The sequence below is a fragment of the Nesterenkonia maliinae genome, assembly GCF_051262655.1.
Lineage (GTDB): Bacteria > Actinomycetota > Actinomycetes > Actinomycetales > Micrococcaceae > Nesterenkonia.
This window is the reverse complement of sequence record NZ_JBIMEY010000002.1, coordinates 1-23,687: the sequence shown is the minus strand read 5'-3', so window position 1 is coordinate 23,687 and position 23,687 is coordinate 1. Positions and strand designations below refer to the sequence as shown.

Here is a 23,687-nt window from a genome sequence, read left to right as displayed (position 1 = left end):
ATATAAGGGGTTAAGGGTCAGAAGTGTTAACAGGTGCTGTGGAATCTGTGGATAACTGCCTGCATCCTGCTCGTCGGCTCGGTCTGGCTGTGCACCCAGCGGTGGACCCTCTCCGCTTCGGCTGTGCAGGGGCGGGGGAGATTCCTGAGGGGCCTACCTGCCGATTCCCCAGGAGCAGCGTAGTTATCCACAGAAACGGCCGGATCTCCACCGCGCGGTGCACTATTTTATCCACAGCTGTTAACAAGAATCGGGAAAACTCCACCGCCGCCTGTGGATATGTGGGAAAACCTGTGGAGATTGAGTGTGTCAACTGCGCTGAATCCCAATTGCGAGAGGTAATGACAACGGTGTGAGTTGTGGAGCAGGAGTTTCTCCACAGGTGTCAGGGACGAGCTTGACTTAACCGCACCGATTCTGTCGCCTAGGTCAGCGTTGCTGCTTGATCTTGTTGGTCAGTTCCGTGACCTGGTTGAACACGGCACGGCGTTCGGCCATCAGTTCACGGATCTTCCGCTCTGCGTACATCACGGTGGTGTGGTCGCGTCCGCCCAGGGCCTGCCCGATCTTGGGAAGGGACATCTCGGTGAGCTCGCGCAGCAGATACATCGCGATCTGACGCGCCGTCACCAATGTGCGATTGCGCGACTTCGAAGTCAGTTCCTCGACCGTGAAGTTGTAGTAGTCGGCAGTGGCGTTGATGATCTGCTCGGAAGTGATCTCCTGAGCATGATCATCGGAGATCAGATCGCGCATGACCTGTTCGGCCAGGGAAAGGTCCACCGCCTGCTTGTTCAGCGCGGCATAGGCCGTGACACGGATCAGCGCACCTTCAAGCTCCCGGATGTTCGTGGAGATCTTGGAGCCGATGTACTCCAGGACATCATCGGGGCAGGAGAAATTCTCCGCGGTGGCCTTCTTGCGCAGGATCGCGATCCGGGTCTCGAGCTCGGGCGGCTGGATATCGGTGATCAGGCCCCATTCGAAACGGGACCGCAGCCGCTCTTCAAAGCCGGAGAGCTGTTTCGGCGGCAGGTCCGAGGTGATGACCACCTGCTTGTTGTTGTTGTAGAGCGTGTTGAAGGTGTGGAAGAACTCCTCCACCGTGCGTTCCTTGTCTGCCAGGAACTGGATGTCGTCGAGCAGCAGGATGTCCACGTTGCGATAGAGGTGCTTAAAGCTGGCCCCTTCGTCATCGCGGATGGAGTTGATGAAGTCGTTGGTGAACTCTTCGGAGTTCACGTAGCGCACACGGATGCCCGAATAGAGCCGCTGAGCGTAGTGCCCGATGGCGTGCAGCAAGTGAGTCTTGCCCAGGCCGGAATCTCCATAGATGAACAGCGGGTTGTAGGCCTTCGCTGGCGCCTCGGCCACAGCATTGGCGGCGGCATGGGCGAATCTGTTCGAGGATCCGATCACGAAGGTGTCGAAGGTGTAGCGCGGGTTCAGCCGCGAGGTCTCGTAGGACTCGCCGCCGCCGCTGGCGGTGAAGGACTCCGCCGGTGCCGGCCGGGCGGGGGGACGGCGTTCGGCGAGACGCTGCTCCCGCGGCGTCGGCTCGGGCCGCTCATACTGCGAGTAGTCGGTCGGGGCGAAGTTGGGCTGGCCGAACTCATCGCGCTCCCGACCTCTGCCGATGCCTCGGCGCTCGGGGGCCCGCTCTGTCCGGTCGTAGGTGTCAACATCAGGGGCAGGTCCCCGACGGGGCGGCTCGACCACGGGTTCGCCGGGGTAGAGATCGTCCACTGCTGTGGAGGAGGCCGAGGAGGCCGACGGTGCCGAGGGGGCTGAGCTGTCGGGGGTGTTCTCACGCTGACGCTGGGACATCTCGAGGTCGACCACATAGGCGCAGAGCACCTCCCTGCCGAACACCGTGCGCAGCGCGTTGCTGAGCTGCACCGCCAGAGTCGACTGCATCAGCTCGCGCACCCGCTCATGGGGCACGGCGACGGTGAGCAGCAGGGTCTCACCGAGGAGCTGTTCACCCTGCGGCACTGCTCGTCCCACATCGGTCAGGTTCAGTGCTCCGATGCCATGGTTCTCGCGGAGTTCTGCGAGCACCCGCTGCCACTGGCGCGGCACATCGATCTCTGACTCAGCAGGCACGCTGCTCCCCTCATGTACATCGGTGAAATTCTGCCCATAGTATTCCACAGCTTCTGTGGACAGACCTGTGGAACAACCTGACTCTCCCGCGTCATGGCAGGTCAGGCGCTGTTGATCTCCCGGCGTCGCCATCCTGTGAATCCAAGGATGATCCCTCCCACCCCGATGATGGCCAGGGCGAGCACCGGAGCCCACTCCACCGACTCCACCGGATGCTGCGCGAGGTGCCCAAACACGTTGAACTCGAAGAAGACTTCCGGCAGCTCCAGCAGCGGACCGAAGTTCGTCATCGCGGCTGCGTAGCCGAGAACGACCCAGCCCAGCACGCCGGCGAACCGAGGTGCCCAGCCGAAGGCGGCGAAGGTCAGACCCACCACGGCCAGCACGGCGGGCCCCTGATGCAGACTTGAAAGCAGGATCTCGGAGAAGAGACCGGCGGAGTCATCCTGAAGCACCGTCACGGCTGCGGCCGCTGTGGCGAGGCCGGTGCACAGCAACATGATGCTGAGCCCGCCCAGGATCACGACCAGGTGCGCGCCGAGCCAGCGGGTCCGGCTCAGCGGGGCGCTGAGCAGCAGCTCAGCCCGCCCCGCCTTCTCCTCACCGCGCAGCCGCTGGATCCCACCGATTCCGGCGGCTGCGACGAAGAGGGCAAGGAACATCGCCATATAGGCCAGGTATCCCAGCAGGATCGTGTCTCCGCTGAAGAAGCTGCGGAACTCTTCGGGCAGGTCGTCGGCCGCGCCGAGCATGGATTCGGCATAGCCGCCGAAGAGCCCCGCGCACAGGATCACCGCGATCCCCCAGCCGCGCAGACCACCCCGCAGGGTGTGCGCCGCCACCCCGACGGGAGTCGTCAGCCCCGGCCGAGCATGGGACCTGCCCAGTCGAGACGGCAGCAGTCCGGCCCCGACGTCGCGCCGGGTGCTCAGCTCATAGGCTCCCAGGACCGCCATGACCGTCAGCGCCAGGCACAGCAGCAAAGGCCACCAGCGGTCTTCGACGTAGGGCGCGGTCTGCTGCGACCAGCCGAGCGGGGAGAACCAGGACAGCGCCGTCCCCTCGACGGCTGCGATGTCCCCTACCATCCGGATCAGATAGGCGAGTCCCAGCAGGGCCCCGGTCAGGGCGGACGCCGAGCGGGAGGTCTCGGTCAACTGAGCAGCGAGCGCCGCCGCGGCGGCGAAGAAGAGTCCGACGGCGGCCCCGGAGCTGGCCACCAGCAGCGACCCGTGGAGCGCGAATCCACCGGAGAGCGCGCCGAGAAGGACCAGCGTCGCTGCCGCAGCATTGGCCAGCAGCACCAGGAGCAACGCCGCGGTGAGTGTGGCATGTCGACCCAGCACGTCGGCGCGGAGCAGCTCTGCCCTGCCTGATGCTTCCTCCGCACGCGTGTGCCGAATGACGGTGAACATGCTCATCAGGGCGGTGAGGATGTAGATGAAGAGCACATAGCCAGCCGCATAGAAGCGTTCAAAGGTCGGCGTCTCCATGCCATAGGCCGGACCGGTCATCAGTCGCCCGACAGGATCCGCGAAGAGTCCCGCCATCTGGCCCAGCTCCGCCTCGTCAGTGACCAGTGCCTGTACGGCGTTGGCCACATAGAAGCTCATCAGCCCGATGCCCAGGATCCACAGGCTCAGCCGCACCCGCTCCTGCCGCAGCATGAAGCGCAGGAGGGGGCCAGTCCCGACCAGGCCCCCCTGGGTCTCATCGCGGGATCGGGTGCCGGACCCGCGAGTGGTCCGGGTCTGCGCGGTGGTCATGGTCCTGATGCCGTGGACGCGGAACTGCGCGACTCAGAGGTCACTCCGTAATGCCTGATCAACAGTTGCTCCAGCGTCGGTGGATGGGCGACGAGCGACTGCACACCCAGGACTGCCAGCTGGGCGGTGATCTGCGCCAGATGGTCGTTGTCGACCTCCAGAACGGTGCGGCTCGTCCCGGAGATGGTCTTCACGCGCAGATCGTGGACTCCCTCAAGCTGGTGAAGCCCGGTGGCGGACCTCTCGGTCTCGACCTCGATCGTGGTGCGGGTCATGTGGCGCATCTCCGAGAGGCTGCCGGTCTCCACGGTGCGGCCTTCGCGAATGATGGAGATCCGATCTGCCAGCGCCTCAACCTGCGCCAGGATGTGGCTGGAGAGCAGCACCGCCCGGCCCTCGCGCTGAGTCTCGGCGATGACCTGCTGAAAGACCACCTCCATGAGCGGATCAAGACCCGAGGTCGGCTCGTCGAGGAGCAGGAGGTCGACGTCAGCCGCCAGGGCCGCGATGAGGGCGACCTTTTGTCGATTGCCCTTGGAGTAGGTACGGGTCTTCTTGCGCGGGTTCAGACCAAAGCGTTCGATGAGCTCATCGCGACGCGCGGTGACATGTCGGGACCCGGCGTCGCGACTGCGCAGCCGCAGGAAGACATCGATGACCTCACCTCCCGAGAGGTTGGACCAGAGCTCCACATCCCCGGGCACGTAGGCCAGTCGACGGTGCAGGGACACGGCATCCCGCCAAGGGTCCCCGCCGAAGACCTTGACCGAGCCGGAGTCTGCACGGAGCAGTCCGAGCAGCACGCGCAGCGTGGTCGACTTCCCCGACCCGTTGGGACCTAGGAACCCGTGAACCTCAGCCTGCTCGACCTGCAGAGACAGCTTGTCCAGGGCGCGCACCTCGCCGAACGACTTCGTCAGGTCCTGCACCTGGATCACGGGATCATGACCAGTCATGTCCATCCTTTCGTGACCCCCGCCAGCGCCGGGAGCTCTACGATAGGTCAGCCGATCAGTGTCACAATAGGGGCGGCAGCCCGGCTTATACACAGTGTTTTGCACAACTGTTGATGGCCGCAGCGAGCCCCGACTTGACGCGGCGGGGAAAAAACCCCTAGTGTTGGCAGGTCGCCCCACAGTACTGTCGTGCCTGCACGCAGGTACTTTCCGGGGCCCGAATGACTTCAAACCATCCAAGTGGGAGTACACAGTGAGCAAGCGGACTTTCCAGCCGAGCAACCGCCGTCGCAGCCGCAAGCACGGCTTCCGTTCCCGTATGCGCACCCGTGCCGGCCGATCCATCATCTCGACCCGCCGCGCCAAGGGCCGCAAGGAACTCTCGGCCTGATTCAGAGCGATTCACGCTGACCAACCGGTCAGCCGGTCCGAGCATGCTGCGCCCGGACCGACACCGCGGCCCGTCCCAACACACAGGGATCGGGCCGTTCGTGCATCTGCAGACCATGACGGGGCCCACGCCCGAGGACATGCCCTGCACCAGATCGGTCGCCCCGAAGGGAGTTCACGCGCTGTGCTTCCCAAGGAACACCGTCTGACCTCCTCGCGGGATCACCGTGCCGCGATGCGTCACGGTTCGCGAGCCGGAGGCAGTGGGCTGATGGTCTCGGTCCTTGCGCGCCCGAACGCAGAGGCCACGGATCACGAGTCCTGGCGCTGCGGACTGGTGGTGTCCAAGGCGGTGGGCAATGCCGTGGTCCGGCACCGCGTCCAGCGCAGGCTGCGCCATATCGTGATGGAGCTGATGCGCGAAGAGGCCCTCGAGCCCGTTGCCGGGCACTCGTGGGACCTTGTGATCAGGGCTTTTCCCGAGATCACGAGCCTGGACCACGCCCAGCTCCGCGCCGAGGTCCTCGGCGCGGCCCAGCGCGCCCGACGCAAGTCCCTGCGCAGGGCGGCTCGGACGTGAATCGGGAAGCGCCCGGTGGCTGGGTCCGGCATCGAGACTTCTACGTGGCCCAGGGGGAGCCCCCTGGCCTGCCGACGGAAACGGTCGCCGAGAGCGAGCTGCGCCGCGGACACTGGGGATGGATTCGCTCCGCGCCGTCGATCCTGCTCGCCTGGATCCTGCGGGGATACCGCAGGGTCATCTCCCCCCTGTACGGTCAGGTGTGCAGCTTCTATCCGAGCTGCTCTGCCTATGGGCTGGAAGCGGTGACCGCTCACGGGGTCATCCGCGGCATCCCGCTGACGCTGTGGCGGATCCTTCGCTGCAATCCCTTCACCGGTGGTGGAGTCGACCCGGTGCCGCCCACGGCGAGGATTTGGCCGCAGGGCGCAGTACCGACGATCATAGAGACAAACCACCCACCGATACCCCGCGACGACGATGACTGATGCCATCGACGCCGCCGAGCCGGCAGGCTGCTTCCGCATGACGCCTGGCCACGACATCTGAGAGATTCATGGGCTTTTTCGACACAATCATGTGGCCCTTCACCTGGGCCGTCTCCTTCATCCTGAGCACTTTCCACGGCCTTCTGACGGCTGTCGGCATGGACTTCAACTCCGGGTGGAACTGGGTGATCTCCATTGTTCTGCTCGTGCTGGTGATCCGCATCATCTTGATCCCGCTGTTCGTCAAGCAGATCAAGTCGCAGCGCGGCATGCAGATCATCCAGCCCGAGGTCCAGAAGCTTCAAGCCAAGTACAAGGGCAAGAAGGACCCCGTCTCCCGCCAGCAGATGGCGCAGGAGCAGCAGGCGCTCTTCAAGAAGCACAACGTGAACCCGTTCATGACGTGTCTGCCGCTGCTTGCCCAGATGCCGATCTTCTTCGCGCTGTTCTGGATGCTCAACCGGATGCGCGAACCGCAGAACCAGGCCGAGGGCTACGGTGCGCTGAGCGCCGCAGAGGTGCAGAGCTTCGACGGCTCGGAGATCTTCGGTGTGGGGATGTCCGACATCTTCCTGCCCGCCTTCAGCGAGGACCCCACCCGGTGGGATGTGGTCATCCTGACCTCGATCATGATCGTCGCGAGGGTCGCCACCCAGTTCTTCACGCAGAAGCAGCTGATGAGCAAGAACATGTCCGAGGCGGCCCTGACGGGGCAGTTCGCGCAGACGCAGAAGATGATGCTCTACGTGCTGCCCCTGGTCTTCGTCGTCGGCGGTGTGAACTTCCCCGTCGGCGTGCTCGTCTACTGGACGGCCACGAACTTCTGGACCATGGGTCAGCAGTGGTGGGTCATCCGCAACAACCCGACGCCCGGATCCCTGGCAGAGAAGGAACTCAACCTGCGCCGGGCCGCGCGAGGACTGCCGCCCTTCAACGAGGCGCCCAAGCCGGTTGCTGAGCAGCCCAAGCCGACCGGAAAGCACCTGGGCCAGACTTCCCAGCCTGCGAAGAAGAAGAAGAGGAAGAAGTAGCAGCCATGAGCGAGAACGAGACCCAGCTGGGCGAGACCGACACTCCCGAGAAGGCGTCCGCCGCCGAGCAGACCGCACCGGCTGCCTCGCAGCACAGCGCCTCCGCAGCAGCAGAGCCAGCCCCGGTGAGCAACGACGACGCCGAGGCCCTCAGCAACGATGCTGACGCCGCTGAGCGCGACGAGCCCTCCACCGAGGGCGCCACCGACGAAGGTGACATCGCCGCTGACTATCTCGAAGAGCTGCTCGACATCGTCGATCTCGATGGCGACATCGACATCGAGGTCCGCGGGGGACGTACCTATGTCTCCATCGTGACCGAGGAGGACGGCGAGGAGCTCGACGACCTCGTCGGAGACCGCGGCGAGGTCCTGGATGCACTCCAGGAGCTGACCCGGCTGGCAGTGCTCACCGCCACCGGTGAGCGGACTCGGCTGATCCTGGACATTGCGGGACACCGGGACCAGCGCCAGGCGGAGCTCAAGGAGCAGGCAGAGAGCGCCATCGCCAAGGTCAAAGACCGGGGCGAGGACGAGCACATGGAACCGATGAGCGCCTACGAGCGCAAGATCGTCCATGACTTCGTCGCCGAGTCCGGACTCATCAGTGAGTCCGAGGGCGAAGGCAAGCGCCGCCACGTCGTCATCTCACCCGCCTAGGCACCGTCACCCTCCGCTGAGTCCGAGAGGCCTGGGCACAGCGACGCCGAGAATCCGGTTCATCAGCACAAGGAGCAAGTCATGAGCGAGCCCCAGGACGACCGCGAAGCTGCGACCGCCGAGCAGGTGAACGCCTCCCAGCTCGGCGAGCCGGAGCTCCCGGAGCAGGGACCTGAACTCGTGGCTCCGGAGCTCACCGAGAAGGAGCAGCACGCCGCTGAGACGCTCTTCGGTGATCGTCTGGACCTGGCCAAGCAGTACGTGGGGCACCTCTGCTCCACAGGCATCGAGCACGGCCTGCTCGGCCCCCGCGAGGTGCCGATCATGTGGTCCCGTCACGTGCTCAACTGCGCCGTGCTCGCGCCGGAGCTGCAAGAGGGCAGCACCGTCGCCGATGTCGGCTCTGGAGCCGGCCTGCCGGGCCTTGCGCTGGCCATCGCCCGCCCTGACGTCGAGTTCATTCTCATCGAACCCATGGAACGCCGGGTCGAGTGGCTGAGCACCGTGGTCCAGGACCTCCAGCTCGACAACGTCCAGCTCATCCGTGCCCGCGCCGAAGAGGTCACGGATGAGGTCATGGCCGATGTCGTCACGGCCCGCGCAGTGACAGGACTCAAGAAGCTTTTGCCCCTGACAGTGCCGCTCCTGGACGACGATGGCGAGCTGATGCTCATCAAGGGCCGCAGCGCTCGAGGCGAGATCGCCGCCGCCGGAAAGTCCTTCAGCAAGCACAAGCTGGCGAACCCCACCGTGGAGCTCCTCGGCGAAGGTCTCCTGGAGGAGCCCAGCACGGTGGTGCGGGTTCGCCGCCGCTCTGCGGGCCCGCGCTAGCTCCAGCGCAGACCCGGTCCGGCATGACCGGGGCTGCACCCCTCGACGTCGCGGGGTGCGGCGTGAGAGCAGTGACCTAGACTCATACCTGTGTCGGTCCCGACTCCCGGTCGGGGTCACGCACAGAGCCAAGCGGCACAGTCAGAACAAGGAAAGGGTGGCCCGTGCAAGAGAAGCGCGTTTCACGTGAAACCAGTGGTGCCGCCAAGGCTGCCGAAGCGGCCGCGAGCACAGCTGAGGGATCTTCCATCCTGGAATCCCTGGGCGCCTCCTCTCCCCTGGCTGCCGAGCTCGCCGATGAGAACCGTCGCCGCAAGAAGCTCACGAGCACCGCCTTGAATCGTCCCAGCCACACTCGTGCCATCACCGTCTCCAACCAGAAGGGTGGGGTGGGCAAGACCACCAGCACGGTGAACCTCGCTGCGGCGCTGGCCGACCAGGGCTTCAACGTCTTGGTGATCGACATCGACCCGCAGGGCAACGCGTCGACTGCCCTCGGCGTCGAGCACTCAGCGGATACCGATTCGGTCTACGACGTGCTCATCGAAGACTTCGCACTGGCGGATGTCGTCGCCGACTGTCCAGATGTGCCCCGGCTCCAGGTCGTGCCGGCAACGATCCATCTCGCGGGCGCTGAGATCGAGCTGGTGTCCCTGGTGGCCCGGGAGCAGCGTCTGGCACGAGCACTCGCCGAGTACTACCGGTACCGGGAAGAGAATGGGTTGGAGCGGCTGGACTTCGTCTTCATCGACTGTCCTCCCAGCCTCGGCCTGCTGACCGTCAACGCCTTCGTCGCCGCCCAGGAGGTCTTGATCCCCATTCAGTGCGAATACTACGCACTTGAAGGCCTGAGCCAGCTGCTGAACAACATCGGAATGATCCAGAAGCACCTGAATCCTCCGCTGAAGGTCTCCACGATCCTGCTGACCATGTACGATGGCCGCACCAATCTGGCATCCCAGGTCGCGGGAGAAGTCCGCGAGCACTTCCCTGAATCAGTGCTGAAGTCCGTCATTCCACGCAGCGTCCGCATCTCCGAGGCGCCCTCGTATCAGCAGACTGTCATCACCTACGATCGCTCGTCCACCGGCGCCCTCGCCTACCTCGAAGCCGCAGCGGAGCTCGCCAGCGCCTCCTGACCTGGAGTTATAGGCGTCACGGCAGTCATTTTGTCATCCGCTCATGGTTGAGGTCATGGCGATGGGCAGTCTTCAGACTGCCGATGTTTCACGTGAAACCCTTCCTAGAATGAGGGTCAACGACAGCGTCACGGCCGCCGTGGGGCGTCGTTTCACGTGAAACGAGCCCGGGTTTCGCGGGCATGCGCTGGACACCTGAGCCCCTGTGAATCCTCTGCTGCAACGCGAGCTGGGCGTGGACGTGTGACTACTTTCCTTCGAAATTCCGTCCCCGCTTCAGGCACTGCCCCGCCCTCGCTTCTCGCAGGCACTACATCTACTGCGCGGCTCCTAGGCGACTGCGTCCCTTAACTCTCGCTGGGTCTTTGAGTAAATGCTATCCGTGAGCCCCAGCTGTTCCACGTGAAACGTAACTAGCCGCCCAAAGCTGGCAGTCAGGCAGGATCGCGACGTTTCACGTGGAACTTGAGTGGCGAGCTCCAGAGTCTGAGTCCCGCGTTGCAAAGAACTGAGGTTTCACGTGAAACCATGGCGCCCGGGACAGGTCATCGACCTGGTTGCTGGTGTGCCGAACTGTCAGCCTCGGGCGACGCGAGTACACCGTGAGCGATCCGGTCATCTCGAGCGCCGTGAACTGCCAGGCGTACTGAACGACCGTGAACTGCTGCCAAGCCGCGTGACGCGCCCCTGACGTGACTCCATGGAGAACTCAGGGTTTCACGTGCAACCACCATGTGCACTGCCGAGCATCGGACAACGACAGCCCGCGGGCACGCGTTTCACGTGCAACACGCCGAGAACCGTACCTCCCACAGCATCTCGCCAACAAGAATGGTGTGCTCGGAGGACGACCGGTGCGGAATACCTGTCTGACCTGGGAATCCACCGCGCCAATCCAGTTTCGAGGACACGCGCATAGCTTGCTGATCGCGTTTCACGTGAAACTTTCGCCGTGCGAGCCTTGCCTGACCGAGCTGCACCTCATCGCTCCGTAGAATAGATGAAGCCGCCATCTACGTTGTGCGGCTTCAGTACTATCTCCTAGGAGGCTGCCGCATGGCAGAACGAAAGCGGCGCGGACTGGGTCGAGGCTTGGGCGCATTGATCAACAGTGATGCCCAAGAGGCTGAGGCGGCAGAAGCGCAGAAGAGCGCAACCACTGGTGATAACGTGGGCGCGGAGCATGGCGCGGAGCAAGATTCTGAGCCGGCAGTGTCGGTTTCACGTGAAACCTCCGAGGCCCGTACCGCTTCTCCACGACCGATTGATGTGTTCTTCTCGGCCAAGTCTGACCTTGACCGACAGGTCATCGCTCGTGAATCCGCCACCATCTCACGGCCCAGCACCGCTTCACGTCGCGTCACGGGAGGTCAGCGGGCCCCCATGCCCGATGTGTTGTCCCGCAATGGTGCCAAACCCTCGGCTCCGAAACCCAGCGTCCTCGAAGATTCCACCCCATCGACGCAGCGGCCGGCTCCAGAGGTCACTGATATTGAGACACAGGTGCCGGAGGATGGGTCGCCCTCGACTCCCGAGGGCGCATGGACGGGCGCGGTTTCACGTGAAACCGGCGGTTCGGTCGACGGCGCCGAGTTCCGCTCCATACGCGTCGACTCGATCGTGCCAAACCCGCGTCAGCCGCGGCAGGAGTTCGACGAAGAGCACATGGATGAGCTGATCCACTCGATTCGAGAGATCGGCGTGCTGCAGCCCATCGTGGTGCGCCCCGCAGGCCCTGACCACTTCGAGCTGGTTATGGGCGAGCGACGCTGGCGAGCCTCGAAGGCCGCCGATCGCGATACTGTTCCCGCGATTGTCCGGATGACCGCCGACGATGATCTGCTCCGCGATGCACTTTTAGAGAATATCCATAGATCTCAGCTCAATCCTTTGGAGGAAGCAGCTGCATATCGTCAACTTCTGGATGATTTCAACTGCACGCAGGATGAGCTGGCGGAGCGCATTGGTCGCTCGCGCCCGCAGATCAGCAATACGCTGCGTCTGATGAAGCTTCCGCCCGCTGTTCAACGGCGTGTGGCGGCGGGTGTCCTTTCAGCGGGGCATGCGCGTGCACTGCTGGGTTTGAAGTCTCAGGAGCAGATGGATCAGCTGGCGGGAAGGATCGTCGCGGAGGGACTCTCTGTGCGGGCCACAGAAGAGGCTGTCACGCTGGCCCAGCGGGACCAGGGCACCGGAGACCTGGGTCGCGAACGGGCGAAGAGTCCCCGTGTGCGGCAGCTGGAAGAGTTCTCCGACGCGTTGACCGATCGACTGGACACCCAGGTGAAGATCACGTTGGGCGCGAAGAAGGGGCGCATCGCCATCGACTTCGGCTCGATCGACGATCTGCACCGCCTGATGGAGATGATCGGCTCACGGTCGTGATGTTGCGGGAGTGACGTGCCCGTGGGGATGTCACTCCCGTGATCTGCCGGTGGTCGAGCCGGAGCAGTTTCACGTGAAACGCAGTGGGGCCCGGAACGCGATGCGTTCCGGGCCCCACTCGTATGGTCTCAGCAGCTGAGGCTGGAGATGCTCACTTCAGCAGGTCGGCGAACTCCTGTTCCAGGACCTGCTTCGGCTTGGCGCCGATGGAGGACTGGACGTGCTCTCCACCCTTGAAGGCGTAGACCGCGGGAATCGAGGTGATGCCGAACTTCGCGGCGGTGCCGGGGTTCTCATCCACGTTGACCTTGACGACCTCGATCTTCTCGGGGTTCTCAGCGGCCAGTTCTTCCAGGATCGGGGTCAGCATGCGGCAGGGGCCGCACCATTCGGCCCAGAAGTCCACAAGGACCGGCTTGTCGGCCTGCAGGACGTCCTGCTCGAAGCTTGCATCGGTGACGTTCTTGAGATCTGACATAGAGATCTCCTTCCTTAGAGCGGTACTGGTGAGGTGTGAGTCTGGGGGGTGGGCACTTCGGCGGCGTCGGAGTTCAACGTGTCCGCGAGCCAGTGCTCGACGTCGAGAGCGGCCACGCAGCCGGAGCCGGCTGCAGTGATCGCCTGACGGTACGTCGGATCCAGCACGTCTCCAGCGGCGAAGACGCCCGGCAGCGAGGTCCTGGAGCTACGTCCGTCGACCCATGCGGTGCCGTCCTCGGTCAGAGTGATCTGATCCTTGAACAGCTCCGTGCGAGGGTCATGACCAACTGCGACGAACAGACCTGTCACACCGATTGAAGAGGGCTCGCCGGTGGTGGTGTCACGAAGGAGCAGTCGACTGACCTTCCCTTCGCCCTGGACCTCGGTGACCTCGGTGTTCCAGATGAACTCGATCTTCTCGTTGGCCTTGGCCCGGTCGGCCATGATCTGCGAGGCGCGCAGCTCGGACCGACGGTGCAGGACCGTGACCTTGGAGGCGAACTTGGTCAGGAACAGCGCCTCTTCCATGGCCGAATCGCCTCCGCCGACGACGGCGATGTTCTGCTCGCGGAAGAAGAAGCCGTCGCAGGTCGCGCACCAGCTCACTCCGTGGCCAGAGAGCGCCTTTTCGCCGGGCACGCCCAGCTCGCGGTAGGCGGAGCCTGTAGCCAGCACCACGGCGCGAGCATGAAGCACGTCTCCGGCGCCGGTGGTGATCTGCTTGATCGGCTGGTCCAGGAGCAGCTCGGTGGCGTCCTCGTGGCGGATGTCCGTCCCGAACCGGCGGGCCTGCTGCTCCATGTTCATCATGAGATCGGGCCCCATGATGCCTTCGGGGAAGCCGGGGAAGTTTTCGACGTCGGTGGTGTTCATCAACTCGCCACCTGCGGTCACTGAGCCGGTGAGCATGATGGGCTTCAGGTTTGCACGGGCCATGTAGACGGCCGCGGTGTAGCCAGCAGGGCCGGAGCCGATGATGACCACGTCGTGAACCTGGTCAGGGGTCTGTTCAGTCACAATCACATGTCCTTAACAACGGTCGTGGTGTCTGGAATATTGAACATCATCGATGTTCAGCCTATTCCTCACCCGCCAGCCTACTGGAGCGCTGCGCAGGACCCCACTGGGCGGAGGGTGGTCAGTCGACGGTGATCTCGGCCAGTTCGGTGCTGAAGGGCAGGCCGTCGGTGTTGGGTGCGTCCTGACGTGGCAGCTCTGTGATGTTGATGATCACGTAGGCCGCCTCACCCTCGTTCTCGAGCTCGACGGTGGTCTCATTCCAGTTCAGGGTGCCGTTGCCGACCTGCTCAGCGCCTTCAAAGCTGGGCGAGTCATTGACCAGGACCTCGAAGGCGCCTCCGGTGGACTCACCCTGCTGGTTGATCGTGACGGCTGATACCTCGGCAGTCTCGTCGAGCTCGGCGACGAGGCCGACGCCGGAGCTGAACCCGCCGAAGTCCGCAGTCGCAAAGGACAGCGTGACCCAGGTGGTACCGGTGTCGCCGTCAAAGAGGTTCGCCAGCTGCGCGTCCCGGTCGGAGATCAGGTCTGGGGAGTCGGGCACCAGGCGGGTGATGTCTGCGATCTCAGGCTCCGGTCCGGTGTCCTCGGCCGGGGCCGATTCCTCGGTGGAGGTTCCCTCGTCACTCTCAGGGTCACCCTCCGTGTCGTCCTCCGCGGGCGCCTCCTCGGCATCCTCATCCTGACCCTGTTCCTCCTCGGTCACAGTGTCTTCGGGTTCGCCGCCGCGCAGGTTCAAAAACATCACGACAGCCGCGACCAGAAGCACCGCCGCGAGAACCGCCGCAGTGATCCAACGGCCGATGCCGGGCTTCTTATCGGTGAATTCGGTGTCTGCGGGTTCCGTGTCCGCGGGCTCTGAGTCGGCGAACACCGGGTCGGCGGGCTCGCCGCTCGAAGCCGCGGTGCCGGAGGCTGCCGCCCCAGCCATGAGAGCAGGAGCCGCGTCGTCGTCGCGGTCGGCCTCGGGGTGCGATGCCGCAGAGGCGGTGTGTGCTGGAGCCTGGCGCGCTGCGGGGGCCCGCATGGCCGTCTCCTTCTCAAGGCTGGGGACGGGGCGGATCAGTCCGGTGAAGGAGACCGCGTCGCTGAGCCGGCGGGAGCGGGGCGGGCCTGGAAGCGGAGGCTGGGTCGAGACGTCGGGCACGTCCGGCGCCGGTGGCTCGTCATAGTCGTCGATGGGTGAGTCCGGTGGGTTGTCCACGACCTCGTCACCGTCGAGCCGCTCCTCAGACGGTGCGTCAGCGGCTTGGGCGGACTCCTCGTGGGACGTCTGCCCGGAAGCCGGTTCGGAGGCGAGCGCGCCGTGGTTCTGGAGGCTCGGTGCGGGGAATGACGACGTCTCGGCTGCGGGCACATCTGCGCCGGCCACGTCGGTGGTGAGCGTGGCGGCGTCGCGGGTGCCGGTGAAGGCCTCCTCGGTGTCTGCTGCGGGGTCCGCGGCGGTGACGTCCATGTCCCGGTTCAGATAGGCGGAGGCGGCCGCACGGGCCTGCTCAGCCTGTCCTGCGGCGACAGCCAGCGCAGCGGCGTCGTTCTCGGTGCCGAGTCGGCGGTTCAAGGAGTCCGAGACCTTGTCCAGGAACGCTGGGCGTCGCCGACGGAACCGGCGGGCGGGCTCTCCGGCGCGGTGATCGGGGGCGGAGCCGGCGTGCAGACCGGCGTAGTACTCGGCGTCGTCCTCGTAGGTCTCGGGCTCCATGACGCGGGACTGCCCGAAGAGCTCGGATCCCAGCGAGTCCGTGAAGAAAGGCTCAACGTAGGGCGCGGTGTCCGGGACCACGAGGTCCAACAGCGTGTTGGGGTCCACCAGCGAGGAGATCAGGTAGGTGCGCTCTTCGGCCAGTCCCAGGTCGAGCACCTCAACGTCGGAGTCGCGGGCGCCGGTCGCCAGCTCACGCGCGGAGGTGGCCACCTGTTTGGCGTTGGAGCGCGAGGCCAGCAGGATGCTCACATCGCGGTCCCGGACCTCGTCGCTGGCCTGGAAGACGATGTCCTGATCAGCGGACGTCACCACATGATGGGTGATGCGGTATCGCCCACCAACTACATCGCCGACGCCGAAAGGCTGCGCCACAAGTCCTCCTCGGTCCGGGAAACATCCTGGTCGCCCCTCGCAGGCGGCCAGATTCACATCGGGGTCAAGCCTACCGGGCCAGACGGGACAGTGCTGGTACGCGCCTGGCCAGCGGTGCGATCGCCGCGGTGAACTCCTCCACGCGCAGCCAGCGCAGCATCACCACGAAGACCACCGCCATCACCACGCCGACGACGGCGCAGCTGAGCACCGCGGTGAAGATGGAGTTCCAGGCGAAGCCCCAGTCATAGCCGCCGAGCAGCCACAGCGTCCCGGCACCGGCCACCCCGGCAGCCGCCGCGCAGGCTCCGGAACGCAGGTAGGCGGTCAGCACGGAGGCGAAGTCGAAGCCGCCCCAGCGACGGACCACCAGCAGGTGGCAGATCACGTACTGCAGGATGTGCAGAGCGGAGAACAGGCCGATCACGAGATAGGCGATCTGCTCCTCAGGAACGATCGTCGCCAGACCGTAGCCCGTGGTCAGGCCCACGACGGCGATGATCGCGTAGATCAGCATCGGGGTCTTGGCGTCCTCGGCCGAGTAGAAGACGCGCATCAGGTAGAAGCTGGCGGAGCGGAAGGGCATGCCCAGCGCCAGCAGGACCAGCAGCTGGCCGATGGCGGCGCCGGCAAGGTTCGCGTTCTCCGCGGCGCCGCCGAAGATCCGTCCCAGCGGACCGGCGAGCACCAGGACCGCGACCATGCAGAACATCACCGGGATCGCGAAGATCCGGAGCCCCTCGTTGATGATCTCCCGTGCGCGGCCATAGCGTCCCAGGTCCATGGCGCGGGCAAGCTGGTTGAAGAGCACCGTGGCGATGGAGAGCACGAAGACCGAATGGGGCAGGATCGCGATCAGCTCAGCGACGTTGGCCGCGTACTCACCTGGCACCGAGGCACCGAGCGCGCCCATGTCTCGGCGGGCCGCGGTCGCGCCGGAGATCAGCCGCATATAGGCGAGATTCGCCAGGTTGCCGATCAGCATGGTCAGCAGGGTCCAGCCAGCGATGCGACCGGTGGAGGCCAGTCCCATGCCCTTGAGCCCGAACTTCGGACGCAGCCGCAGCCCGAGCCGGGAGAGCGGCCACAGCAGCAGCAGGGCCTGGGCGATGATGCCCACGGTATGGCCGGCCGCGAGCCAGATGGTCTGCTGGGCCGTCCACTCGGTGAGCTGATCACCTTCGGCGGCGTACTGCCCGAACGTGACGATGAAACTCAGGATCACCCCGATGGCGATCACGTTGTTCAGCACCGGAGCCCACATGTACCAGCCGAAGCGGGCATTGGCGTTGAGCACCTGACCGGTGACCGCGTAGAGCCCGTAGAAGAAGATCTGCGGCAACGTCCAGATCGCGAAGGCCGTGCCCAGGGCGAGCATCGGCTCGGTCCAGTTGCGGGTCAGTGTCACGATGATCGGATACGCCGCCAGGGTGAGCAGCACCGTGAACCCCGCCAACACGACGATGGTCAGAGTGAGCAGCCGGGAGGTGTAGTCCGCGCCCCGGTCCGGGCGTCGTGCGGCCTTGATCAGCTGCGGGACCAGCACCACGTTGAACATCCCGCCGGCCAGCAGCAGGTAGACGACGTTGGGGACCGTATTGGCCTTCTCGAAGACGTCGCCCACCAGGGTGGTGCCGCCGATGGCCACTGCCAGCAGCGCGGTGCGCACGATTCCCAGCACCCGGGACACCAGGGTCCCGGCTGCCATGATGGCGCTGGCGCGGGCCAGCCCCTTGGCGGGGAGGTGACCGTGATCCGCTGAAGGATCTGGGACCACGGCGTCCGGCGACGACGGGTCCGGCGTCGCAGTGTGCTGGGTCGAGGGAGACGAGGGCGGAGGCGGCGGTGGACCGGTGTCGGTCTGACCGGGAGAAGCGGCAGTCATCGTCAGTGGACTATAGCCGGATCAGCTGGACTGTACAGACTCATCGATGACCTGGCGGGCGAGATTCACGATCCGGCGCTCGTTGGGGAAGGACAGCGTGCGGTCCAGCGAATCCATGCTCACCCAGGCGACGTCCACGGCTTCATGATCGGGATCGTTCTCGATGCTCAGCTCCCCGCCCACGGCTTCCATCAGGTAATGGTGGACGGTCTTGTGGACCCGGTGCGAGGGCACGGTGAACCAGTATTCGATGCTCCCCAGGGAGGTCAGGATGGCGCCTTCGACGCCGGTCTCCTCGGCCACCTCGCGCAGCGCGGCCTCCTCGAAGCTCTCGGTGCCCTCGGGGTGGCCCTTCGGGAGGCACCACTCCAGGCGACCGCCGCGGTTGTAGCGGGCGATGATGGCGACCTCGAACCCGGGGCTGGCCGGGCGGATGATCACCCCGCCGGCGCTGATTTCCTCGACGGTGGGAAGGCTCCCCTGCTGCCGGGTGCTCTGGCGGGCCGGCATGCGCCGCGCACCCATTGACACAGTCAATGGGGTGCGCCGTTCATCGCCGGTCTCCGGTCTGTCCATACCCAACACTCTAATCGGAGTGCCGTGCAGATCTCCGCGTCGGGAGCCGATGCGGGCGTGGATCCCGGTGTTCTCGCGGATGCGGGGGCCGCCGTCGGCGAGGCATATGGGACACTGTTTCCGCTATGCCTTACCTTCCCTCTGGTTTCCCTGACGGCGCCTGGCTGCCCGACGTCGTCGTCGAACTCGGCGAACTCTTCGCCGCCCGCGGCTTCGAGCTCTCCCTGGTCGGAGGTCCCGTGCGCGACCTCTTTCTGGGGCGCACCTCCCCGGATCTCGACTTCACCACCGCCGCGACCCCGGATCAGATCATCGAGACGGTCGCCGGCTGGGCCGAAGCACACTGGGACATCGGGCGGGACTTCGGCACCATCGGGATCCGCAAGGGTGCGGACACCATCGAGATCACCACCTATCGGGCCGAGGCCTACGACCCGGGCTCCCGCAAGCCTCAGGTCAACTTCGGCACCGACCTGGGCGAGGACCTGGTCCGGCGGGACTTCACGGTCAACGCGATGGCGCTGAAGCTGCCCAGCTTCGAACTCGTGGACCCCCACGGCGGGGTCAAGGACCTGCACCTGCGGCTGCTGCGCACCCCGGCGACCCCGCAGGAGTCCTTCTCCGACGACCCGCTGCGGATGATGCGCGCGGCCCGCTTCGCCTCGCAGCTGCGCATGGACGTCGCCCCGGAGGTGCGCGCCGCGATGACGGAGATGTCGCAGCGACTGAGCATCGTCTCGGCGGAGCGGATCCGTGAGGAGCTCGTGAAGCTGATCTGCGGCGCCGACCCGCGCGCCGGGATCGACCTGCTGGTCGACTCCGGGCTGGCCGAGATCATGCTCCCGGAGGTGCCGGCGCTGAAGCTCACCGACGACGAGCACCACCGGCACAAGGACGTCTACCAGCACTCCCTGCAGGTGCTGGAACAGGCCTGCGCGCTGGAGACCGACGACGAGGGCCCGGTGCCCGGCCCGGACTTCGTGCTGCGCTTCGCGGCGCTGATGCACGACGTCGGCAAGGCCAAGACCCGACGCTTCGAACCCGGCGGCGGGGTCAGCTTCCGCCATCACGACGTGGTGGGCGCCAAACAGACCCGCCGCAGGATGCAGGAGCTGCGCTTCGACAAGGCCACCATCGCCGCGGTGAGCCTGCTGGTGGAGCTGCACATGCGCTTCTACGGCTACGGAGACCAGGGCTGGAGCGACTCCGCGGTGCGCCGCTACGTCACCGACGCCGGAGACCAGCTGCAGCGGCTGCACCGGCTCACCCGATCGGACGTGACCACCAGGAACAAGAAGAAGGCGGCCCGGCTCGATCACGCCTACGACGACCTCGAGGAGCGCATCGCGGCGCTGGCCGAGCGTGAACAGCTCGACCGGATCCGGCCGCACCTCGACGGTGAACAGATCATGGAGGTCCTGGGCATCTCCCCAGGCCCTGAAGTGGGCCGGGCGTATAAGTTCCTGCTCGAGCACCGGATGGAGCATGGCCCGGTGGAGCAGGCGGACGCCGTGGAGATCCTGAAGGAATGGGCCTCAGCGGAGCTCTGAGGTCGGCATCGGGTCCCCTGCGGCACGCGGCTCAGGGGTGCGGGCGGCACCAGCTGTCGGGGCGCCTGTGGCACCACGCACCGGGTCTCGCTCCGGGCGCAGGATGTCGAGCACCACCTGGCCCATGAGGTAGAGGGTCGCCCCGATGTGGCCGAGGACTGCGGCGATGTAGAGCGCGGAGTCGAAGGAATGCTGCGGATCCTGGTCTCCGACGATGCCGGCCAGGTACATCCACACCGCCCAGAAGTGCAGCAACTGGAAGCCCTGCCAGATCAGCGCATCGCGCCAGCGCGGAGCGGCCAGCGCGATGATCGGAATCAGCCAGATCATGAACTGCGGCGAATAGACCTTGTTGAGCAGCAGGAACGACGCCACGATCAGGAACAGCAGCTGGACCGTGCGCGGGGGATGCTTCGCCCGCAGTCCCAGCCCCAGCACGCCGAGGCAGGCCGCCGCGAAGAGCCCGAGGGAGAGTCCCGAGATCGTCTCGGCGCTGAGCCCGGAGCCCCCGCGGCCCTCCGCGATCAGCTGCCAGATGTGCCAGGGGGAGGAATACCCGGCGCCGCGCTCGGCCGAGAGCTCGAAGAACTCGGACCAGGAGCTGAAGCTCAGCAGCATCGCCGGCACATTGAGCACCAGCCAGCTGACCACCGCACCGCCGAGGGTGCGCAGGAAGACGTCGAACCCGATCCGGGTGTCCCGGCGCAGCACCAGGACCAGCACCGCGCCGAGCAAGAAGAGCGGGAAGAGCTTGAAGGAGACGCCGACTCCGATCATCACCCCGGCGCTGATGTGGGCCCCGCGGCCGAAGGCGAGGATCGCCAGCACCAGCGCGGTCACCGCCCAGATGTCCCAGTTGATCCCGATCCCGAAGATGACCGCCGGAGAGATCGCCACGATCGCGGCATCCCAGGGGCGCGCCCCGGCGGCCTTCATCACCGCCAGCACGAGCACCAGCCACACCACGGCGGCCGCGGCGAAGCTGAGATCCCAGTACAGCAGGGAGGCGCGATCGGCGGACCACCCCAGCGCCGTCGTGAGCTCCTGGGCGAGCAGGAACCGCGTGGAGGCGGCGAGCAGCGCCGCGATCAGGCTGGTGAGCACCGGATACTCGAAGTAGCCCGGACCGATGAGCGGGCTCCACGGCGCATCATCGAGTTCGCGCTGGCTGAAGAGCGCGCTGATGTCTGAATAGCAGCCCGCGTGATAGACCTCCACCCCGCCCCAGCCGTTGATCCGGCAATACTGGCTGGTCAGTGCCGAGAGCAGGATCCCCAGCACGGTGAGGCCCAGCAGCACCGAGGCCGGGGAGAACCGTGGGCGCAGCCGCTTCCCCGCGGGGCCGCCGAGGCGTTCCGAGAGGTGCCGCAGCAGCGGATCATCCCTGGTCGCAGCGACCGGGGAGCCGTCATTCGGGGACTGGGTCATCGGCTCCACGATAACCTCCGGCGCCGACTCGCTATAGGCTTCTCCTGCAGAGACACCGGTATGACTGGGATCACCTTCCAGCCTGCGGCGTCTCATGACCGCCGAGCAGCAGGCCCCGCCGCGCGGCGCCGCTGCAGGACACCGAGGAGAGAACCTTTTGGCAGAACAACCCATCCGAGTCGCCGTCGTCGGCGTCGGTAACTGTGCAGCATCACTAGTCCAGGGCGTGGAGTACTACCGCGACGCCCCTGATGATCAGAAGGTCCCGGGGCTGATGCATGTCCGGTTTGGGGACTACCACGTCGGGGATGTCAGCTTCGTCGCGGCGTTCGATGTGGACGAGAAGAAGGTCGGGCTGGACCTGGTCGACGCGATCACCGCCTCGCAGAACAACACCATCACCATCGCAGAGGTTCCGCACACCGGGGTGACGGTGCAGCGTGGACCCACCCTCGACGGGCTGGGCAAGTACTACCGGGAGACCATCGAGGAGTCCACCGCGGAACCCGTGGACGTCGTGGCCGCGCTGAAGCAGTCACAGGCACAGGTGCTGGTCTGCTATCTGCCGGTGGGCTCCGAGGAGGCCGCCCGCTTCTACGCCCAGGCCGCGATCGACGCCGGAGTGGCCTTCGTCAACGCGCTGCCGGTGTTCATCGCCGGAACCCCCGAATGGGCAAGCAAGTTCACCGACGCCGGAGTTCCGATCGTCGGAGACGACATCAAGTCCCAGATCGGCGCGACTATCACGCACCGGGAGCTGGCACACCTCTTCGAGGACCGCGGCGTGCACCTGGACCGCACCTACCAGCTCAACGTGGGTGGAAACATGGACTTCAAGAACATGCTCGAACGCGACCGCCTGGAGTCCAAGAAGATCTCCAAGACCCAGGCGGTGACCTCCAACACTTCCGCGCCGCTGGCCGATCGAGACGTCCACATCGGACCCAGCGATTACATCCAGTGGCTCGACGACCGGAAGTGGGCCTTCATCCGGTTGGAAGGACGGAACTTCGGTGACGCTCCGGTGTCGATCGAGCTCAAGCTGGAGGTCTGGGACTCGCCGAACTCGGCCGGAGTCATCATCGACGCGATCCGAGCGGCGAAGATCGGATTGGACCGGGGCATCGGCGGGCCGCTGATCTCGGCCTCGAGCTACTTCATGAAGTCCCCGCCGGAGCAGTTCCACGACGATGTCGCCCACGAGAAGGTCGAGGCCTTCATCCGCGGCGAGATCGACCGCTGACTCCACCCACCCCGCGTCTTACCCGGGATCAGGTGTTGTACCGGACCCCCCGCGTCCCCGGTAGACCACCTGATCCCCGGTGGATGGATGAAGGTCAGCGGCGGCTGGGGTGGTCCGCGGCATAGGCCGCGAAGATCTCATCCAGGTCTCGGCCGGAGACGAAGCGCGGACTCAGCGTGGAGCCCAGCTGCGTGAGCATCGTGCCGAGCTTGGCCGCGCTCATCCGCACCTCGAGTGAACCGGATCTTTCGGCCTCCCGATGCAGCCGCAGCGCGTAGGGCAGATGATGCGAGAAGGAGACCGCGGTGGAGTTGACCTGAAAGTAATAGGTCTCGCCGTTCTGAGCAAGGTCCACGCAGACCTCGGAGATCTGCTCGGAGAGTCGGTCGACCTCGGTCTGGATCGCACCGGGCTGCAGCTGCGCGAGCGTCTCGGCATAGTCGGCCTCTTGCAGCGCCTTCAACGTCAATGCCGCCGATCGACGCCGCAGCAGCGGTGGGTAGACCTGAATGAACCACGTCAGCGCGCCGGTGAGCAGGGCGAATCCGGTCAGCCCCTGGATCGGCGCCACCAGGCGCAGCCACGGATCGACGGCGACCACGTCGCCGAAGCCGAGCGTCGCCAGCGAGACCAGCGAGATGTAGAGCGCCTCCGCGAAGGTCGCATAGTCGCCGGGATCGATGCCGTCGGAATAGAGGAAGCCCTCGGGGACGTGCGGGTAGTAGATCAGCGCCCAGCCCACCCCCTGGAGCAGCACCCACAGCATGATCACCGCGACCATCGTCCCCGGACCGAGCGCATAGCCCAGGCGGTGCTTGGCTGCCCGGGCGAGCTTCCACACTGTGGAGAAGACGAGGCCGCTCAGCGGACCCGACCCGCGCGGGTGCAGAAGCTGGTGGAACATGTCCCAGAGGCCCACCAGGATCACGCAGATCCCGGCGATGGTCAGTACGGTGCCCAAAGAATCTCCTGAGATGTGTGGTGTCTCCTGACCATACCGCTCCAAGTTTCACCGGGCTTAGGCGGGAGTCATCGCAGGGACCGTCCCGGTGGAGTCCGGCGGCGGCCACCCCCACGGGCACAGGTATTTTGGGGGGATGGAGAGACTTCACGCCGTCGACGCACTGCGCGCCCTGGCCCTGCTGGGAATCTTGTCC

20 protein-coding genes are annotated in these 23,687 nt (G+C 65.5%); 10 read left to right on the top strand and 10 right to left on the bottom strand.

What is annotated here, in order from left to right:
* Positions 1-429: 429 nt before the first annotated feature.
* From dnaA to ACHAA4_RS04540, 3 genes are all read right to left on the bottom strand, one after another.
* On the bottom strand, positions 430-2,106 hold the full coding sequence (dnaA, locus tag ACHAA4_RS04550; RefSeq protein WP_435773011.1) for a chromosomal replication initiator protein DnaA: 1,677 nt from the start codon (positions 2,104-2,106) through the stop codon (positions 430-432).
* Between the two features lie 101 nt (positions 2,107-2,207).
* Positions 2,208-3,872 carry an ABC transporter permease gene (locus ACHAA4_RS04545; protein ID WP_435773010.1) on the bottom strand — a complete coding sequence of 555 codons (1,665 nt, stop codon included), beginning with the start codon at positions 3,870-3,872 and terminating at the stop codon, positions 2,208-2,210.
* Complete coding sequence (locus tag ACHAA4_RS04540; RefSeq protein ID WP_435773009.1) at positions 3,869-4,828, bottom strand: ABC transporter ATP-binding protein; 960 nt, start codon at positions 4,826-4,828, stop codon at positions 3,869-3,871. The genes ACHAA4_RS04545 and ACHAA4_RS04540 overlap by 4 nt, the downstream gene beginning before the upstream one ends.
* A gap of 253 nt (positions 4,829-5,081) precedes the next feature.
* Here ACHAA4_RS04540 and rpmH point away from each other — a divergent pair, with 253 nt between their 5' ends.
* The 8 genes from rpmH (at position 5,082) to ACHAA4_RS04500 (ending at position 12,271) form a co-directional block, all read left to right on the top strand.
* On the top strand, positions 5,082-5,219 hold the full coding sequence (gene rpmH, locus ACHAA4_RS04535) for a 50S ribosomal protein L34 (RefSeq protein WP_083504652.1): 138 nt from the start codon (positions 5,082-5,084) through the stop codon (positions 5,217-5,219).
* 183 nt (positions 5,220-5,402) lie between these two features.
* Positions 5,403-5,798, top strand: coding sequence for a ribonuclease P protein component (gene rnpA / locus ACHAA4_RS04530; RefSeq protein ID WP_435773008.1), 396 nt, complete (start codon positions 5,403-5,405; stop codon positions 5,796-5,798).
* Positions 5,795-6,226 carry a membrane protein insertion efficiency factor YidD gene (gene yidD, locus ACHAA4_RS04525; RefSeq protein WP_435773007.1) on the top strand — a complete coding sequence of 144 codons (432 nt, stop codon included), beginning with the start codon at positions 5,795-5,797 and terminating at the stop codon, positions 6,224-6,226. The genes rnpA and yidD overlap by 4 nt, the downstream gene beginning before the upstream one ends.
* Positions 6,227-6,294: 68 nt before the next feature.
* The gene (yidC, locus tag ACHAA4_RS04520) at positions 6,295-7,257 is read left to right on the top strand and encodes a membrane protein insertase YidC (protein ID WP_435773006.1); all 963 of its coding nucleotides are present in this window, start codon (positions 6,295-6,297) and stop codon (positions 7,255-7,257) included.
* Positions 7,258-7,262: 5 nt separating this feature from the next.
* Complete coding sequence (locus tag ACHAA4_RS04515; RefSeq protein WP_435773005.1) at positions 7,263-7,916, top strand: Jag family protein; 654 nt, start codon at positions 7,263-7,265, stop codon at positions 7,914-7,916.
* 81 nt (positions 7,917-7,997) lie between these two features.
* Positions 7,998-8,747: a 16S rRNA (guanine(527)-N(7))-methyltransferase RsmG gene (rsmG, locus tag ACHAA4_RS04510; RefSeq protein ID WP_435773004.1), complete on the top strand. Its 750-nt coding sequence runs from the start codon at positions 7,998-8,000 to the stop codon at positions 8,745-8,747.
* Positions 8,748-8,911: 164 nt separating this feature from the next.
* Positions 8,912-9,886 (top strand): ParA family protein, encoded by a 975-nt coding sequence (locus ACHAA4_RS04505; RefSeq protein WP_435773003.1) that lies wholly within the window; start codon positions 8,912-8,914, stop codon positions 9,884-9,886.
* Positions 9,887-10,942: 1,056 nt separating this feature from the next.
* Positions 10,943-12,271 carry a ParB/RepB/Spo0J family partition protein gene (locus tag ACHAA4_RS04500; protein ID WP_435773002.1) on the top strand — a complete coding sequence of 443 codons (1,329 nt, stop codon included), beginning with the start codon at positions 10,943-10,945 and terminating at the stop codon, positions 12,269-12,271.
* Between the two features lie 151 nt (positions 12,272-12,422).
* Here ACHAA4_RS04500 and trxA read toward each other — a convergent pair whose 3' ends face one another.
* From trxA to ACHAA4_RS04475, 5 genes are all read right to left on the bottom strand, one after another.
* Complete coding sequence (gene trxA, locus ACHAA4_RS04495; protein ID WP_058887901.1) at positions 12,423-12,749, bottom strand: thioredoxin; 327 nt, start codon at positions 12,747-12,749, stop codon at positions 12,423-12,425.
* A gap of 14 nt (positions 12,750-12,763) precedes the next feature.
* The gene (trxB, locus tag ACHAA4_RS04490) at positions 12,764-13,774 is read right to left on the bottom strand and encodes a thioredoxin-disulfide reductase (RefSeq protein ID WP_435773001.1); all 1,011 of its coding nucleotides are present in this window, start codon (positions 13,772-13,774) and stop codon (positions 12,764-12,766) included.
* Between the two features lie 115 nt (positions 13,775-13,889).
* The gene (locus ACHAA4_RS04485; protein ID WP_435773000.1) at positions 13,890-15,848 is read right to left on the bottom strand and encodes a hypothetical protein; all 1,959 of its coding nucleotides are present in this window, start codon (positions 15,846-15,848) and stop codon (positions 13,890-13,892) included.
* Between the two features lie 70 nt (positions 15,849-15,918).
* Positions 15,919-17,733 carry a murein biosynthesis integral membrane protein MurJ gene (gene murJ, locus ACHAA4_RS04480; RefSeq protein WP_435772999.1) on the bottom strand — a complete coding sequence of 605 codons (1,815 nt, stop codon included), beginning with the start codon at positions 17,731-17,733 and terminating at the stop codon, positions 15,919-15,921.
* Between the two features lie 21 nt (positions 17,734-17,754).
* Positions 17,755-18,258, bottom strand: a complete 504-nt coding sequence (locus tag ACHAA4_RS04475; protein ID WP_435772998.1) for an NUDIX hydrolase — start codon at positions 18,256-18,258, stop codon at positions 17,755-17,757.
* A 176-nt stretch (positions 18,259-18,434) separates the two neighbouring features.
* Between ACHAA4_RS04475 and ACHAA4_RS04470 the strand changes: the two genes are divergently transcribed.
* Complete coding sequence (locus ACHAA4_RS04470) at positions 18,435-19,859, top strand: CCA tRNA nucleotidyltransferase (RefSeq protein ID WP_435772997.1); 1,425 nt, start codon at positions 18,435-18,437, stop codon at positions 19,857-19,859.
* On the opposite strand, the gene ACHAA4_RS04465 is transcribed toward ACHAA4_RS04470, so the two are convergent.
* Complete coding sequence (locus ACHAA4_RS04465; RefSeq protein ID WP_435772996.1) at positions 19,845-21,287, bottom strand: glycosyltransferase family 87 protein; 1,443 nt, start codon at positions 21,285-21,287, stop codon at positions 19,845-19,847. The two genes, ACHAA4_RS04470 and ACHAA4_RS04465, sit on opposite strands and share 15 nt — an antisense overlap.
* Positions 21,288-21,444: 157 nt before the next feature.
* Between ACHAA4_RS04465 and ACHAA4_RS04460 the strand changes: the two genes are divergently transcribed.
* Positions 21,445-22,530 (top strand): inositol-3-phosphate synthase, encoded by a 1,086-nt coding sequence (locus tag ACHAA4_RS04460; protein WP_435772995.1) that lies wholly within the window; start codon positions 21,445-21,447, stop codon positions 22,528-22,530.
* 94 nt (positions 22,531-22,624) lie between these two features.
* Here the strand turns inward: ACHAA4_RS04460 and ACHAA4_RS04455 are convergent, their stop codons facing one another.
* Positions 22,625-23,491 carry a potassium channel family protein gene (locus tag ACHAA4_RS04455; protein WP_435772994.1) on the bottom strand — a complete coding sequence of 289 codons (867 nt, stop codon included), beginning with the start codon at positions 23,489-23,491 and terminating at the stop codon, positions 22,625-22,627.
* Positions 23,492-23,687 lie beyond the last annotated feature (196 nt).